At 53.9% G+C, this 14,601-nt stretch carries 13 protein-coding genes; 7 read left to right on the forward strand and 6 right to left on the reverse strand.

Annotation, left to right across the window (positions count from 1 at the left end):
* Positions 1–33 precede the first annotated feature (33 nt).
* The gene (locus Q0835_RS09185; RefSeq protein ID WP_298960513.1) at positions 34–3,924 is read left to right on the forward strand and encodes a hypothetical protein; all 3,891 of its coding nucleotides are present in this window, start codon (positions 34–36) and stop codon (positions 3,922–3,924) included.
* A gap of 473 nt (positions 3,925–4,397) precedes the next feature.
* Here Q0835_RS09185 and Q0835_RS09190 read toward each other — a convergent pair whose 3' ends face one another.
* Entirely contained in the window at positions 4,398–5,282 is an 885-nt protein-coding gene (locus Q0835_RS09190; RefSeq protein WP_298960515.1) for a hypothetical protein, read from the reverse strand.
* A gap of 408 nt (positions 5,283–5,690) precedes the next feature.
* Here Q0835_RS09190 and Q0835_RS09195 point away from each other — a divergent pair, with 408 nt between their 5' ends.
* Positions 5,691–6,548 carry an AraC family transcriptional regulator gene (locus tag Q0835_RS09195; protein WP_298960518.1) on the forward strand — a complete coding sequence of 286 codons (858 nt, stop codon included), beginning with the start codon at positions 5,691–5,693 and terminating at the stop codon, positions 6,546–6,548.
* Between the two features lie 384 nt (positions 6,549–6,932).
* Here Q0835_RS09195 and Q0835_RS09200 read toward each other — a convergent pair whose 3' ends face one another.
* Positions 6,933–7,415, reverse strand: coding sequence for a MarR family winged helix-turn-helix transcriptional regulator (locus Q0835_RS09200; RefSeq protein WP_298822157.1), 483 nt, complete (start codon positions 7,413–7,415; stop codon positions 6,933–6,935).
* 103 nt (positions 7,416–7,518) lie between these two features.
* On the opposite strand from Q0835_RS09200, the gene Q0835_RS09205 reads away from it, so the two are divergent.
* The 5 genes from Q0835_RS09205 to Q0835_RS09230 all read left to right on the forward strand — a co-directional run bounded on the left by Q0835_RS09205 (position 7,519) and on the right by Q0835_RS09230 (position 11,389).
* Positions 7,519–7,887 carry an antibiotic biosynthesis monooxygenase family protein gene (locus Q0835_RS09205; RefSeq protein ID WP_298822156.1) on the forward strand — a complete coding sequence of 123 codons (369 nt, stop codon included), beginning with the start codon at positions 7,519–7,521 and terminating at the stop codon, positions 7,885–7,887.
* 38 nt (positions 7,888–7,925) lie between these two features.
* Complete coding sequence (locus Q0835_RS30350) at positions 7,926–9,011, forward strand: CDGSH iron-sulfur domain-containing protein (RefSeq protein ID WP_366142333.1); 1,086 nt, start codon at positions 7,926–7,928, stop codon at positions 9,009–9,011.
* A gap of 21 nt (positions 9,012–9,032) precedes the next feature.
* The gene (locus Q0835_RS09220) at positions 9,033–9,566 is read left to right on the forward strand and encodes a cytochrome b/b6 domain-containing protein (RefSeq protein WP_298822155.1); all 534 of its coding nucleotides are present in this window, start codon (positions 9,033–9,035) and stop codon (positions 9,564–9,566) included.
* Between the two features lie 267 nt (positions 9,567–9,833).
* On the forward strand, positions 9,834–10,592 hold the full coding sequence (locus Q0835_RS09225; RefSeq protein ID WP_298822171.1) for a DUF2189 domain-containing protein: 759 nt from the start codon (positions 9,834–9,836) through the stop codon (positions 10,590–10,592).
* A gap of 335 nt (positions 10,593–10,927) precedes the next feature.
* Positions 10,928–11,389 (forward strand): hypothetical protein, encoded by a 462-nt coding sequence (locus tag Q0835_RS09230; protein WP_298960520.1) that lies wholly within the window; start codon positions 10,928–10,930, stop codon positions 11,387–11,389.
* Positions 11,390–11,504: 115 nt separating this feature from the next.
* Here Q0835_RS09230 and truA read toward each other — a convergent pair whose 3' ends face one another.
* From truA to Q0835_RS09250, 4 genes are all read right to left on the reverse strand, one after another.
* Positions 11,505–12,326 carry a tRNA pseudouridine(38-40) synthase TruA gene (gene truA, locus Q0835_RS09235; protein WP_298822153.1) on the reverse strand — a complete coding sequence of 274 codons (822 nt, stop codon included), beginning with the start codon at positions 12,324–12,326 and terminating at the stop codon, positions 11,505–11,507.
* 13 nt (positions 12,327–12,339) lie between these two features.
* Entirely contained in the window at positions 12,340–12,876 is a 537-nt protein-coding gene (locus tag Q0835_RS09240; protein ID WP_298822152.1) for an N-acetyltransferase, read from the reverse strand.
* Between the two features lie 24 nt (positions 12,877–12,900).
* Positions 12,901–13,839 (reverse strand): methionyl-tRNA formyltransferase, encoded by a 939-nt coding sequence (fmt, locus tag Q0835_RS09245; protein WP_298960522.1) that lies wholly within the window; start codon positions 13,837–13,839, stop codon positions 12,901–12,903.
* A 124-nt stretch (positions 13,840–13,963) separates the two neighbouring features.
* Entirely contained in the window at positions 13,964–14,596 is a 633-nt protein-coding gene (locus Q0835_RS09250) for an NAAT family transporter (RefSeq protein ID WP_298822149.1), read from the reverse strand.
* Positions 14,597–14,601 lie beyond the last annotated feature (5 nt).

Genomic DNA, 14,601 nt, shown 5'->3' on the forward strand with positions numbered 1-14,601 from the left:
TTTCTTACGCCGTTAGCGTGCAGGAGCTGTGAGATGGTGACCTATTCGCAGCTCCAACATCCCCGCTTAAAAGGGGAGAAAGCCTTTCAGGATTTTTGTCTCTTATTGCTCAAGCATGAGTGGGATGATGGCTATGCCCGCTTACATGGGCGCAGCGGTCAGGTGCAGCATGGCGCAGACATTACCGGAAGTGACAAACGCAACGGGTACGACAATGCGGCTTGCCAGTGCAAAGGATCGGAGAAAAATGAGCCGCGCCAGATTTCTCTTAAAGAGTTGGAAGAGGAAGTTGAGAAGGCTAAAAAATTTGATCCCAAACTAGATATTTTGATTGTGGCGTATGCCGGTGAGCGCGATCAAAAACTACAGCGCAAAGCCATTGCCCTGAACCTAGCAAACAAGGAAGAAGGGCTTTTCAAAGTCGAGCTGTGGTCATGGGACGACATGGTCGAACGCGCGGAATCTTATCCGGCCGTACAGCAAGAATTGCTTATTCAAAATCAGTACATACACCCACCCACGCTTGATCCACGCCGCCCTCAGATGGGCACTTACCAGAATATTGGTGCAATCTCTGCTCATCAAGATGCCAGCCTTTTGCTCTTGCATGGAGAAGATGGCGCTCGCCCTTCCGCGGAAAGCTTTGAAGATGCGAAGGCAGAAGCAAAAATCGATGCTTGGCGCGATCAGATTCTGGAGGGCAATGGGAAGTCTGTCATCAAGAGCCTTCGAACTTTCTTGGAAGATGCGAGCGCAGGGCATGGCGCACATGTTTTGTTCCGTGCACATGCCAATCTAGGAGCCGCCCTGATACAGGATGGGCAAACCGAATTAGCAGCCGTAGAATTTGAGGAGGCAGCGAAGGCTGAGCCGGATACTGCGGCCAGTGATGCGTTTTTGGGCCGGGCCTCATTTATTCGCGGACGCAAAGATGAGGCATTTGAGCATGCCGAAAAGGCTTTGGAAAAAGATCCCAAGAATCTCCATGCCGCGAGCTTGCTGATAAGCACTGCTCCCATTGCAATTACATGCGAAGAATTGGAAGAGCGTCTAGGAGAATTGGCGGAGCATGTTGATGTCGGATCGAGCCTGACAGAGCGATATTCCGAAGCCGGGCAACATGAAAAAGCGTTGGAAGTTGCCAGAAAAATTAAGATTGAAGGCAGCGCCGCCGCGCAAAATCTAGCGGTTGGGCAAGCAATTTTGTCTAGGCTGCAACACAATCTTTATGCTCGGATTGGGGCCAGGCTTTCCGATGAAGACCAAGCATTGGCCGAAGAGGCACGGGATCGGCTTTCAGAATCTTGGAGCGTTATGCGCGAGCGCTCAGATAGATATAATTGGGTCTTTGTTGGCGCAAATCTCGTGGGGGCCCTACGCCTTACCGGCGAACACGACAAAGCCGATGTGCTTGCTCTGGAAGTGTACGAGCTAAAACCTGATCAGCCCGAAATAGCCGAGCGCGGTATTGTAGCGATGCTGCACCTTGGAGAAAAGGAAAAGGCGCTAAAAGCTGCTGAAAAACTCGTAGTCAACACACAAGCCTCATCCTATATGCTTGCAGCAGATGTGGCAGCTTGGGCGCAGGATTGGGCAAAGCTAAAAGACTGGGCAGAAAAGGCCTATCAAAGCGCCGAGAATGACGAACAAAAAGCCCACGCTGCCGAGCTTGTAGTTTTGGCACAATATCGGCAATCAGATGCTGCGGCCGCTCTATCCAAAGCGGACGAACTCCGGTCTACTATTGTGCCAAGCGTGAGTTTTGAGGGTCGTGTTGCCGAATTGGCGCGCAGAGATAGGGATCAAGACAGGCTTGAAGCGGCGCGCAAAGCGCTTAATGAATTTAAAAAAGATACGCTTAATCCGATAGAGCGTTTTGATCTAGCCAATGCCTTTGCCGATGATGGGGAATGGGCCAAAGCAGCAGAGCTGCTTGAGGGGCTTTACGATGTATCGAGACCCTCCCCGCCACTCGGGCAAAGGCTCTTTTATCTCTTCCGGGCTGATTTAAGAGCGCAGGCGCGGGAATTGTATGAATCTTTACAAGGTGAAGCGCTGGAATCCATACAAATTCACAGGCTGGGCGCGGCGGCTTATGAGCGTTCGGGAATGTTGCCCGAGGCGTTAAAAGCCTTGAGCGCCGCAATGAAAACCGATCCAAAAGACCTTCGCTCACGTCTTGATTGGGCAAGAATTTGCCTGCGCAACAATGAAGAAAAGCGCGTTGCGAGCTGGATCGAAAAAACAGATCTGGACTTTGAAGGTGATGCGGAAGACCGCATGGAATTTGCGCAGTTGCTTGATCGCTATAAGCGGCGAGAAGAAGCACTGGCGCTTGGCTATCAAACGATCCGGGAACAATGGGCAAAAAGCGAGCAGATCCATCTTGGATACATGTCACTGTTTTTATTGCACCCGACTAAAGAGGAGTTTTTAGAACCAGGTCGTGTCGACATCGATACGGTTGTTACGATCAAAAGTGCCAATGGCGAAATAAGAACTCACCGCATTGAAGATGGTGCACCGCCGGATCCTGTTACGCTGGCCACGGGTCATCCTTTTGCGCAGCTTTTGTTCGGCAAATCCTTGGGTGATGTTGTGATTTCGGATGGCGGGATTGGCCAGGAAGAAAACTGGGAAATTATCAATATAAGCCATAAGTTCGTGGATCTGTTCCGAAAGGCGATGAACACCCATGACACAATCTTCCCAGGCAGCACATCTCTTGGACGGGTGCAGATCAACCCCGACACCGAGGATGGTTTCGAGCCGATATTCGAGCAAGCTAGAAACCGGGCGAAACTTGCGGAAAGTGTATCTGAGCTCTACCGGGACAATATCATTCCACTTGATATTGTCGCCAAGACACTGGGTATTGATATAATCGATGCTTCCCGCGGCCTGCGCTTTAAAGCCGGTATTACCCTTGATGCCTGCGGTGGAACGCCTGGCGAGCGAACGCAAGCCTTACAAGAAATGTCCGGATCGGAACGGGTTTTAGTGGACACCCATAGCCTAGCGCTTTGGGAAGAGATTGGCTTGCTTGAAGTTCTGGAGAACATTGAATCGCCGGAAGTTACGGTCGTGCAGGCCACGTTGGATGATTTAGTGCAACGCTGTGATGAGGCCGAATACGAACTCGGGCAAAAAGGCGGCTCTTTGGAGGTGGCAGGTGATAAATTTGCGCTCATAGAACCGAGTGATGCACAAAAGGAAAAGCAGCTTCGTCGGCAACAAAACCTTTTATCCTGGAGCCGGGCTCACCTATCCATTGTTCCCAGTGAAGCGTGCGAGGCACTGAACGCCTTTAAAGAAAAAGGCCTCCTCCTGGACGGTACGATTGATACGCTTGGCACAGCTATTGCAGGCGATATTCCGGCCATCATCGAAGATAGCAGAGTACGTTTGATTGGCCGGCAGAACGGCTTAAAAGCATCGTGCTGGACGCAAGCTTTTTTGATTTTCCTTCTGGAAAATGGCCAGATCGAGCGCAGGCAATATGCGCAATTTATCGCGAAGCTACACAGGCAGAATGTTGGTTTTGTCAGTATTGCGACCGAGGATCTTCTTATTTGCCTAGAAGGCGAAGCAGATACGCAGACATTTGAAGACTTGGCGAATACGTTGCTGGAGCCAAATGTCGAAATCAAATCCTTGGTGATCGTTCTTCTCAGTTTTTTTGAGCATCTCTGGACTTTAGCAAGACTTACCGAAGTCCGGCAGAGCTCCACCGGGATAATTCTCCGGAAACTCCTTAGTCGGGACGATGGGTTGGCACTTTTCAGGCGTGTCGTCGCCCACAGCCACAGACACCTTTCCAAAAATGCATTCCCTCGTAGGCTTAGCGCTGAGCAGTTCGAAAAGTACATGGGCGGGTTCGTTGCCGGCCATTTTCTCAGCTCTACTTTAGAACAATCTGAATAATTCTCTACAATCGGTCAAAAACTAATCAACCCCGTTTGGTTAGGCGCATAAGCGAATGAACTTACTTGTGGGCGAACCACAGCTCTGGCAATTGTCCTGGTCATCGGTGATGGACCACTTCTTCAATACAGTGAATTGCCTGCACAGTGCTCATTTTCGCCTTCCTGAGTCGATCTGAACCAAGGTAGTGATGGCTATGAAACAACAGCCGCAAAGGTCCGCTTTAAACTTCACAGCGCTGATGGAGCCGCGTCGCAGCGAAAATCCGCTTCCCGCCCAATCCGTGAATTTGCTGCCTCTCGAGTAAATGTCAGCTTTCGGGCTCAGGTTGCAACGTGTCGAACGTCCAATAAGGCGGCACATTGTTGCCATTCAGTACACTCGTAGCGAAGGTTGGTTTCGACACAGAGGGGAGACTGCCGGAAATAGCGCGCCTTCTCGCAGCAAAAAAGTTGGCCCCAGCCAACGGTAAATCAATTCAATCCGTTCAAATAACCTGACGCCGAGCCGCTTCCGGACATGGAGAAAAAGACTCTGTTATCGCGCTCAGCGCTGTTTGACTGCTTCCGGACCCTGTTCCTCAGAGCCTCTGCTGTATTGGAGAGCCCAACCTCAAGATTTGAATGATGTTCACCAAGGCTTGGATCAATCAGGCCATGCTGGTAACGGTCGACAAGCGCTTCAGGGAGATCAACCAGCCAGAAGTTTTCGTCAGAATGGAAGGACAGAAGGATCGTATAGGGGGCAATCCCGTGTTCTTTGATCATCGCCTCAATCAGAACCATGCCGTCATCAGGTGAAAGGCCTAACTCCTCGCGAATGGCCTGGGGGGCTGCTGTGTATCTGTAGGCGGGCGGCGCTCTGCGCGGCAATCGAAAGAACAATGGTGGCTTTTCAAGCAGGCTGGGGCAGAGAGCCCCAATTTTCTCGATGAAGACCTTTCCGACACCGAAATCGTCGCCCTGAAAGGCAATCATGTGTTCAGCCGATTTGTAGGCAATCTGTTCGTGTCCGGCGAATTCGGCGGTGGTCGCATCACCGATCCAGACGTCGTTCTGGTAATCGACATCCAAAAGCGTGAATTCACATCCTGTGATCCCGATGCTGAAATTCCATTGATGCTCAAAAAGCCGATCTACGTCTCCCGGATTGCGCATCAGGATCTTGATCCCAATGACGCCAAATGGCGCTTCGCGTGAGATTATCTTTTGAACGGCACCGTCCTGAATATCAAAGACTGTGGAGGTGTTCCACAAGTCGATGAGATGAGACTGGAACTCTGCGCCTATCGTATCAATCAGTCTTTCAACGCGGCCCTTACTTGGTGACACATCAGTCTCCGGTCTCTTTTTGGTCACTCATTCCTCCAGACCAATATATGTCATCCGCGCATTGTCAGTAACTCCCTGCCTTTGAAAAAAGCGAATCTGAAAAAGCGCACCTGAAGAGAATTGGAAAGTCCGGCACATAAGGCCTACTTCCAATTCACAATGAACGGCTATTCCGCGCTCACCTTGTGAATTCAATCCGTCTGCGGTGATTGACGGCTTTCGGGAACAAAGGGAAAACCGGCACACGTCCGATATGGGGGTGCAAAGCAGCCGTTTGTATCCAGTGCGGCAAACGTCTGGTTAGAGCCCAAAAGCGCAGGATGTTGCGTTAGGCACAAATAGCAGCCCTGGCTTCGCGAGCCATTCACATTCAGCAATACAAGCATACTGGACCTGACATATGCTTTTTTTGAAGCAAATTCGGGAGTTATTGGAATGGCAGCGGACGACCGCCCATTTGTTGGATATGAAGATCGGCTCAATCGCGTCCTTTCTTTCATTTATGAAAACCTGGACGAGGATTTGAACCTCGACAAACTCGCCGACGTAGCCTGCATGTCCAGGTATCACTGGCATCGTGTTTTTCGTGCGATGACGGGTGAGACATTGTCAGAAGTTGTGCGAAGGCTGCGGCTGAACAAAGCGGCCAATGCGTTGATTGAGGACAACACTCCGGTTCGGACTGTCGCAGAGCAGGTCGGCTACAAGAACTTGGCGAGCTTTTCGCGTGCTTTCAAACTCACACATGGTGTTTCCCCGAACGCTTTTCGCGAGCAAGGCAACAAAATCAACATCTTCTTGACCATAAATCCGAAAGAAGACGATGTGTATCCTGTCACGGTAAAAGAACTTGAAGGCGTTAGAGCGGCCGGCGTCTCGCACATTGGTCCTTATCGTCTCATTGGCAGCGCTTTCAAAAAACTAGGCTGCTCGCTCATGGCCAATTCTCTGATGGACAACGTGGGCGAGTTGTTTGTCATCTACCACGATCCGCCTGAATCCAGACCAGATGCGGAGCTTCGGTCTCATGTCGCAGTTTCAATCCTTGGTGGTTTTCCAGACAAGTTGAGGGGTCTCGAATACTTCGATGTCAGCGGTGGCAATTATGCAGTTCTGGAACACACAGGACCGTATCCAACGCTCAAGTCAGCCTATGAATGGCTGTATGGGCATTGGCTGCCAAATTCTGGGCTGGAACCACGTGACCTGCCTCCACTGGAGGTTTATCTGAATGACCCAAGAGCGACGCCATCGACCGATCTGAGGACAGATATTCGGCTTCCATTGCAATAGATCGAAACATCAGGAGCGTGAGCTCGAAACAGTCCTTTTGTTTGCTGCGTATCCCAATCCAAATTTCTTCCCAACCGGACGTTCGACGCTAACCAATCAACGGCAACTTTGTCCGCTTTCCGCGTTTCCGTTTGAAGAAGCGAACGTCCGAAATGGCGGCGTGAATTTGCCATTTGCCTCATGCGTGTCTCATCTCCAGCCTTAGCTTGGAGAGCAGCTGGTGCGAGAAGGATCAAGAATGGCTTGTCCGGTAGGTATCGTGAAACAACTGGGGAGCTGTTCAGCACACCTGACCTGACTTCAGCCCCGTGAGTTTTCCCGCTTGTGGGTCCGGTCCCGGACGCCAATCGAAAACCGGCCGTCCTGAGCGTCGGCAATTCGCCCTCACGGGGAGCCTTCGTCTTGCGTGCTTGAGACCTCTTCGAGGTGTTTTTTCATGTGACCGATGACCTGTTGCGCGGTTGAAATGTCTGCGACGGAAAGGTCCTTTGAAAGGTCGTTTACCCAAGGGACCTGTAACGCGATTGCGGCTTCAAACAGGGCCTGGCCCTTTGTGGTCAGCGCAACCAGATGCGCCCGCTTGTGATGCGGGTTTGGCTGAAACCCGACAATGCCTTCCTTTTCCAACTCGTTGACGATGCGTTGAACGCCCTGACGATGAACGCCCATGGTGCGCGCATGCCAGGCAACGGTCTCTGCCCGTTCGGCATAGGCGATTGCCCCGAGTATCTGCCATCTCGCGCTGGTCAATCCGAGCTCGGCTACGAGCCTGTCACCTGCCAGCTGCAGGCGACCGTTCAACCGGAACACATCCAATATCAGCGCCGTCACGGCTTCTCCTGCCTTTGTCCATTGCTCGTCCGCCATGCCAGCTCCTCATAGAATTTGACAACATGTTGTCATTATGTTTTAAACTCACTTAATTGACAACATGACACCAAATTAGCGATGCAATCAAGGAGTGACCCCGATGGTCGAATTCAAGCCGCTTGATCCCGCCTTTCCGATCGAACAGCAGCTGGGGACCGAGTCCGGCCCGGTCGTTCTGGTCAACCTGTTCACTGTTGATCCGGAAGATCAGGAGGCACTGGTCGAGGCCTGGCGCAATGACGCTCTTTGGATGAAGAAGCAGCCAGGCTACATAAGCACGCAGCTGCACAAGGCGGTCGGTGAAAGCGGGATGTATTTCAACTACGCCGTTTGGGACAGCGTTGAAGACTTTCGCAACGCATTTGCCAATCCCGAGTTTCAACAAGCGCTCAGTCACTATCCTTCCAGCGCCGTTTCCGCACCGCATCTGTTTGAAAAGATCGCCGTTCCAAACTGTTGCACGGCCTGAAACGCGTTTTTTCACAGCGGCTTAATGAGGATTTTCCGATGAAAACTCGGGTTCACGCGATAGCAGGCGGCATCGGTTTCCTGATGATCCTGCTCTTTTGGACGTCAACCACACTCACTGAATTGTTCGCCAGCCACGAAACGGTGGCGACGGTCAAAGCCCTGATTTTACGAGGTATGTTCATTCTCATCCCGGCGATGGTTATTGCCGGCGGATCTGGAATGACCCTGGGCAAAAACCGAACCGATGCCCTGGCAAGTGCGAAAAGGAAGCGGATGCCGGTGATCGCGGCCAACGGCTTGCTGATCCTGCTCCCGGCTGCCTGGTTCCTGGCGGGAAAAGCTGCTGCGGGCGAATTCGACACTGTTTTCTATGCCGTTCAGGTGGTGGAGCTGTGCGCAGGAGCTGCAAACCTGACCATGATGGGCCTCAACATTCGCGATGGGCTCACCATGACGGGGAGACTCGGGCGTTTCAACGCCCAGAGCGCCGGCGTTGGTCAGCCCATAATCGAAGAACGTCCTTCCGGACCCCTGGTCGCCAAGAACGTTCCACGGCTCACGGGTGCCGCGGGAGAGCGGCTCGACGTCCAACCCGTGATGGCGTTGTGCCGTTGCGGTCAATCGAAGACCAAGCCTTATTGCGACGGATCCCATAACGACATTGGTTTTGTGAGCGAACCTTCGCCGGGCCGTACGCCCGACGAGCTGAGGGTCTTCAAAGGCAAGCGGATTGATGTGCACTACAATCGGCTTCTGTGCTCGCACGCCGGAGAATGCGGCAAGCGATTGAACGCCGTTTTCGACACCACGCGAGACCCCTGGATTGTTCCTGACAATGCAGCCCCGGATCAGATCAGAGACACGGTTCAGGCTTGCCCGTCAGGCGCGCTTTCCTGGAGTGAACCAGGCGGGATGGCGATACACATCTGCGGCAAAGACCCTGAAATCACTCTCGAGCGCAACGGGCCATTTCGCGTCACCAGGATCCGGCTCGCCTCAGGTGTTCAAACCGAAGGCGCTTCAGCGGACAAATACGCGCTCTGCCGATGCGGCGCTTCCAAAAACAAACCCTTTTGCGATGGCTCACATTCCGAAATTGGCTGGACCGAGCAATCGGCCTGAACGCCGTGAGTAAATGAACCGATGAAAAGCACACCTGAAAAATACGGATCCGTTGCCGTCACAATTCATTGGCTGAGCGCTGTGGTGATCCTGCTGCTCTTGGGCACCGGATTTCGCGCGACGGCGACGACCGACACCCTTTCGAAGGAGGCGATCCTGACGATCCATGCGTCTCTGGGGATGGTGATCTTGCTTTTGACGGCCGCCAGGCTTTTGTGGTGGGTATTTGCCGATCGAAAACCGGTTGCCGTCACAGGCAGTCCGGCCTGGCAAAACCTCACGGCTAAGTTCGTTCACGGGCTGTTTTACATCGTGATATTCGGCATGGCTGCAAGCGGCATCGGCATGCTGGTTCTTTCGGGGGCAGGCGCGATCCTGTTTGGCGGTGCAAACGCTCCGCTCGCCGATTTTTCCGACTTCGCACCACGCATTCCTCACGGCATCGGTGCACGCGTAATGATTGTTTTGCTTTTGATTCACATTGGCGGCGCGCTGTTTCATCAGTTCATCAAGAAGGATGGCTCCTTTGCGCGCATGTGGTACGGCGGACATTGAAGCGACCCCCCAGTTGTCGCCGCCGGGTGAAATCAGCCACCAAAAATGAAAATGCAGCAAAATCTCTACATTAGACCTTAGAACGTAAGTCCTTCTCCCGATTGAGCCCGGTCTCTATCCGTGCCTAAAATCGAAAGCCCGCTGGAGGCGGGCGAGAGATTGAAGCTTTTGGGAGGAAGCTGTCGGATGACTGAAAACACGACCACTCCGGAAGAAGGTGCGCCGGCTTCTGCAAAGGATGCACCGGGCCCAACCGGGCTACGGCCCATGCCTCAAGTCAGGAAGATAAACGGGAACGATGTGATCGATGCCCTGGCGGCCGGTCTTGCGGACATACGGCGCGCTCCGGTCTATGGACTGACGATCGGTGCCCTGTTTGCTGCCGGGGGACTGTTTGTGGTCTTGAGTGCCGCAGCTCTTGAAATGAGTTACCTGTCTTATCCTGCAGCAGCCGGTTTTGTTCTCATCGGGCCCTTTGCGGCGGTTGGACTTTATGAAGTAAGCCGCCGCCTTGAAAGCGGTGACGAACTCTCGTGGAAAACGGTGCTCGGAACCATCTGGGCACAAAAGGGCCGCGAACTCTCCTGGATGGCCTTCGTGGTGCTCTTCATCCAGATCATGTGGATGTATCAGGTCCGGTTGCTGCTGGCACTGTTTTTGGGATTTCGCTCTTTCGCCTCGTTCGATGAATTCCTGACCCAGGTGATCACAACGCCTGAAGGCCTGATGTTCCTGGCCGTCGGCCATGTTGTCGGCGCGATCCTGTCGCTGCTTCTCTTCTCATTGACCGTCGTTTCCTTCCCGTTGCTTCTGGAAGACGACCGCGACTTCATCACTGCGATGATCACCAGCGTCCGCGCCGTCGTGACGTCGCCTGTGCCGATGATCGGCTGGGCAATTGTTGTGACCGCTGTGCTGATTGTCTCGATGGTACCGGCATTTCTCGGTCTGATCTTGACCCTCCCGATCCTAGGTCATACGACCTGGCACCTTTACAAGAAGTGCGTGGTTCTGCCGGAGGAATAAACCGGCAGATAAATGGCGATCCCGGCTATTGCATGAACGGGCATGAGCCGGGCAGTCATCCGGAGTGTGTGTTCGCAGCCGCACAGGGGAAATCGGCTGACAGTCATAAAGAAAACTTCGCTTAAATCTTGAACGAATGGCTTTCGACTAAGCGATAGCGTTCTGACTGACACTGTTTTTCGATTGAACCGCTGAGGAACCAAATTCGTCTTTAAACAATCAATTCATGTTCAAAAATGTATTCAATTCACGTCCAGCCTGTGAGAACCTGAAATCCTTGATGGTGGCGCGGTGAGGCCCCGATCCGGTTTTCATTTGAAAGATAGAGACGACGCATGAGCGATGCCCCAGCAGTCAGGACGCCCTGGTCGGGAATAACTGGAATGATGGCCGGTGCAATCGCGCTGATTCTGGCGCTCTTCATTCACAGTGCTGGTCCGTTCGATCCCCAGCCAACTATCGGACAGTCAATTGGGGAAATCGCAGCAGACATTCGTACATCTGCTCTCAAAGGCCTCAAAGGCGAAGCTCAAACGGCAGCCGAAGCCAAGGCATGGAGCCTGGATCGCATCCTCTCAGCGTCAGCTTATGTACTCGGCGGGATCGCCATCATCCTCGGCGTTGTCGGCTTTGTCCTGAAGGAGAACAGGCGTATTGTCATCGCGGCAGTCGGTTTCGGTGGTTTGGCAGTCGGATTTCAACTGTTTGTCTGGACCGTCATGATCATCGCCGGCGTGATTATCATCGGATACATATTGGCAAATCTCGGTGGTATTTTGGGCGACTTTTCCGGATGAAAGAGATCGTTTGAGCGCACTTGTGTTTTCTGCTTTCAACACTCTTCCGATTGGGGAGTTGCGCTGGTCCTGTTGAATTGCCGCGAGGCCGCAAATGACTGACGGATGGAATGCCTTAGGCTTCGCCGTCTTCTTCCGCTTCCATCACAGCCTTGCGCTGCTGCCAGTCCTTCAGAAGTTCAATGTCCATCTCCACTGAACGATAGTCGACGCGGGTGAGATACAATCCATCTGCCGGAGCAACCGGTCCGCAGGCCTTGCGGTCTCGCGCTTGTAGTGCCCTCGTGATGTCACCCGGGCCCCATTTCCCCTCGCCGACCAGACGCAAAGTGCCAACCATGGAGCGCACCTGATTGTGCAGGAACGACCGTGAGGAACATTCGGCGATGACGAATTCTCCCTCCCGAGAGACGCTGAATTCCTCAAGTGTCCTTTCCGGGCTCCTGGCCTGGCAGCGCGAATGGCGAAATGTCGTAAAATCATGATGGCCCACAAATTCCTGCGCGGCGGCGTGCATGGCATCGGCGTCCAGTTCAGGCTTCACATGCCAGGCAAGCCCCAGTTGATGGGTCAGTGGCGGCAAGCGATTGTGGATCCGATACCGATAGGATCTGCGAATTGCAGAGAACCGCGCATCGAAACCTTCATGCATTTCTTCAACGCCCAGGATCACGACAGGGTCCGGCTGGCAGTGAAAATTCATGGCGCCCATGATGGTTTTTACCGGCCAGGGTTTGCTCAGATCCGCATGACAGACCTGACCTGTCGCGTGCACCCCGGTGTCCGTCCGTCCTGCGCCACCAATCGTTACGGCTTCACCCGTGAACGCCTTGAGGGCACGCTCAATCACGGCCTGTACGGACGGTCCGTTGGACTGGCGCTGCCAGCCGCAAAAGGGCCGGCCATCATATTCAACCGTCAACTTGTAGCGTGGCATTCCCGGCGCCGACCTATTCGAACTCTTGAAACGGCGTTGCAAACGCCACTTCGATGGGCAGATCGCGGGTGCCGGCATCCGTCAAGCCCAGGGCCATGAACGCAGCCCCGGCATAAGGCCCCTGGACCTTCCGGGCCAACTCGGCATCAAAACCGAACCTTGGGAAGAAGGCCGGCGGCCCGAGCACCAGAACCAGGTCTTCGCCGTTTTCCTTCAAGGCTTCGAGCGAAACGCGCGTCAGCGTCGTGCCGATGCCCTTGTTCTGCCTGTCGGGTGCAACGGACACTGGAGCAAGGCAGGAAATCTGCATGGCCTGGCCCGCACCTATAGCAGCCGGTGTTACCCTGCTATAGGCGACATGGCCGACAATTCGATTGGTTTCATCCAATGCAACCTGTTCCAGCACCAGAGCTCCGCAGTGACGCAGTGTGCTCACCAATCGGGCTTCCCGGTCGGACGGAAAGGCCGCCGAAATCAGATCCCGGATCTCGCTTTCATCAGCCGGGGTAACGTCCCGGACTGTCAGGTTGGGAATGGCGGTCGGCGGCATTGTTCTTTCTCCTGTCGTTCCAGACTAGTCCAGAACCACCCCTTCAGATAGGGAAACCCCTCGCAGAAACTCCTCGCCGCTCATCGGCCTTTTTCCTGCCCGCTGAAGTTCGTCCAGTCGTATGGCCCCTTCCACACAAGCAATCACGGGCGCTCCATTTGCAGATATCACCGTTCCCGGTGCACCGCCTCCGTCAGATAGGGCGCTTCGCAGGATCTTCACCCGCTCTGGCTTGGTACCAAGCGTCATTTCGCACCAGGCCCCGGGAAATGGCGACAACCCCCGAATATGATTGTGGACGTCGCCTGCTGTTTGTGACCAGTTGATGCGCGTTTCCTGCTTTGAAAGCTTGGCTGCGTATGTAACACCCCCCTCAGCCTGCACCTTTTCACCAAGCGCGCCTCTAGAGAGCGCTGCCAGCGCGCGCACCATAAGATCTCCGCCCAGCGCTGAAAGGTGATCATGCAGTTCGCCTGCGGTCATGTTTTCGGTGATCACCACTGATTCAGACATGCAGACCGGGCCGGTATCAAGCCCTTCTTCCATGCGCATCACCTGCACCGCGCTTTCCTTGTCGCCAGCCATGATGGCCCGATTTATGGGCGCCGCACCGCGCCAGCGCGGCAACAGGGAAGCGTGCAGATTGAGGCAACCGAATTGCGGTGCGTCCAGAACCGCCTTCGGCAGCAATAGTCCGTAGGCCACGACAACGGCGACATCCGCGTTGAGGTCCGCAAACCGGACCTGTTCATCTTCGCTCTTCAGGCTGGTAGGCGTAAACACGGGGATACCGAACGATTCCGCAGCTTCATGAACCGGAGACTTTTTCAGCTCCATTCCACGTCCTGCCGGGCGTGGCGGCTGCGAATAGCATGCGACCAGATCATGTCCCTGGCCGACAATTTCCATCAGAGTCGGCACCGAGAAATCCGGAGTGCCCATAAAAACAACACGAAGAGACATGGAGGTCCTGAGGCTTTAAAGGATTTCGTCCCTTATTGCGTCTTGAGGCGTGCCTTGCAAGCGTTTGAGTCAGGTTGTTCAAGCGATTGCAGCGAAGGAAAGCGGCATCCTCCTGCGCTGCGGACTATGCCAGGCCGGGCAACAACACCTTGAGACTTCCTGCCATCATTTCCATGGCAATCGCTGCCAGGATCATACCCATCAGGCGGCTCATCACACTGTTTGCAGTTTGACCGATGAAGCGAGACAGAAACGGCGCAGCAAAGAAAGTCCCGACAAGCAGCGCGATTGCGGCCGACACACCCGCGACATAAGCAATTTCCTGCTCCAATCCGCTGACTTGCCCTCTGAAAATGATCATGGTCGAGATCGATCCGGGTCCGAGCAGAATTGGGACTGTCAATGGATAGATTGCAGGATTGTCCTGTGACTTCATGTGTTCCTTTTCGGAGGACGTGCCGTGATGGGCCTGCGTCTTCTGGCCGCGAATGAGGTCCAGTGCAATCAACAGGATCAAAAACCCGCCGGCGAGCCTGAATGCGTCCAGCGAAATTCCGAAGACCTTCAGCACGATGTCACCACTCAGCCCGATGAAAACCGCACCAATGCTGAGACTGATCAAAAGCGTGAACGCAACCTTGCGTTCAAACGCCGGCCCCCTGTCAGCGGTCAGCGACAGGAATACCGGCAAATTGGCAATCGGACTCATGATGGCGAAAAGCGCGGCAAAGATTTTCAGGAAGAACTCCTGATCCATATGCT

This window comes from uncultured Roseibium sp., assembly GCF_947499295.1.
Taxonomy (GTDB): Bacteria; Pseudomonadota; Alphaproteobacteria; order Rhizobiales; family Stappiaceae; genus Roseibium.

Bases quoted from the DNA above. Each gene is read 5' to 3' on its own strand.
- Q0835_RS09185 (WP_298960513.1), top strand. From the start codon at position 34: ATGGTGACCTATTCGCAGCTCCAACATCCCCGCTTAAAAGGGGAGAAA.
- Q0835_RS09195 (WP_298960518.1), top strand. From the start codon at position 5,691: ATGGCAGCGGACGACCGCCCATTTGTTGGATATGAAGATCGGCTCAAT.
- Q0835_RS09200 (WP_298822157.1), bottom strand. From the start codon at position 7,415: ATGGCGGACGAGCAATGGACAAAGGCAGGAGAAGCCGTGACGGCGCTG.
- Q0835_RS09205 (WP_298822156.1), top strand. From the start codon at position 7,519: ATGGTCGAATTCAAGCCGCTTGATCCCGCCTTTCCGATCGAACAGCAG.
- Q0835_RS30350 (WP_366142333.1), top strand. From the start codon at position 7,926: ATGAAAACTCGGGTTCACGCGATAGCAGGCGGCATCGGTTTCCTGATG.
- Q0835_RS09220 (WP_298822155.1), top strand. From the start codon at position 9,033: ATGAAAAGCACACCTGAAAAATACGGATCCGTTGCCGTCACAATTCAT.
- Q0835_RS09225 (WP_298822171.1), top strand. From the start codon at position 9,834: ATGCCTCAAGTCAGGAAGATAAACGGGAACGATGTGATCGATGCCCTG.
- Q0835_RS09230 (WP_298960520.1), top strand. From the start codon at position 10,928: ATGAGCGATGCCCCAGCAGTCAGGACGCCCTGGTCGGGAATAACTGGA.
- truA (WP_298822153.1), bottom strand. From the start codon at position 12,326: ATGCCACGCTACAAGTTGACGGTTGAATATGATGGCCGGCCCTTTTGC.
- Q0835_RS09240 (WP_298822152.1), bottom strand. From the start codon at position 12,876: ATGCCGCCGACCGCCATTCCCAACCTGACAGTCCGGGACGTTACCCCG.
- fmt (WP_298960522.1), bottom strand. From the start codon at position 13,839: ATGTCTCTTCGTGTTGTTTTTATGGGCACTCCGGATTTCTCGGTGCCG.
- Q0835_RS09250 (WP_298822149.1), bottom strand. From the start codon at position 14,596: ATGGATCAGGAGTTCTTCCTGAAAATCTTTGCCGCGCTTTTCGCCATC.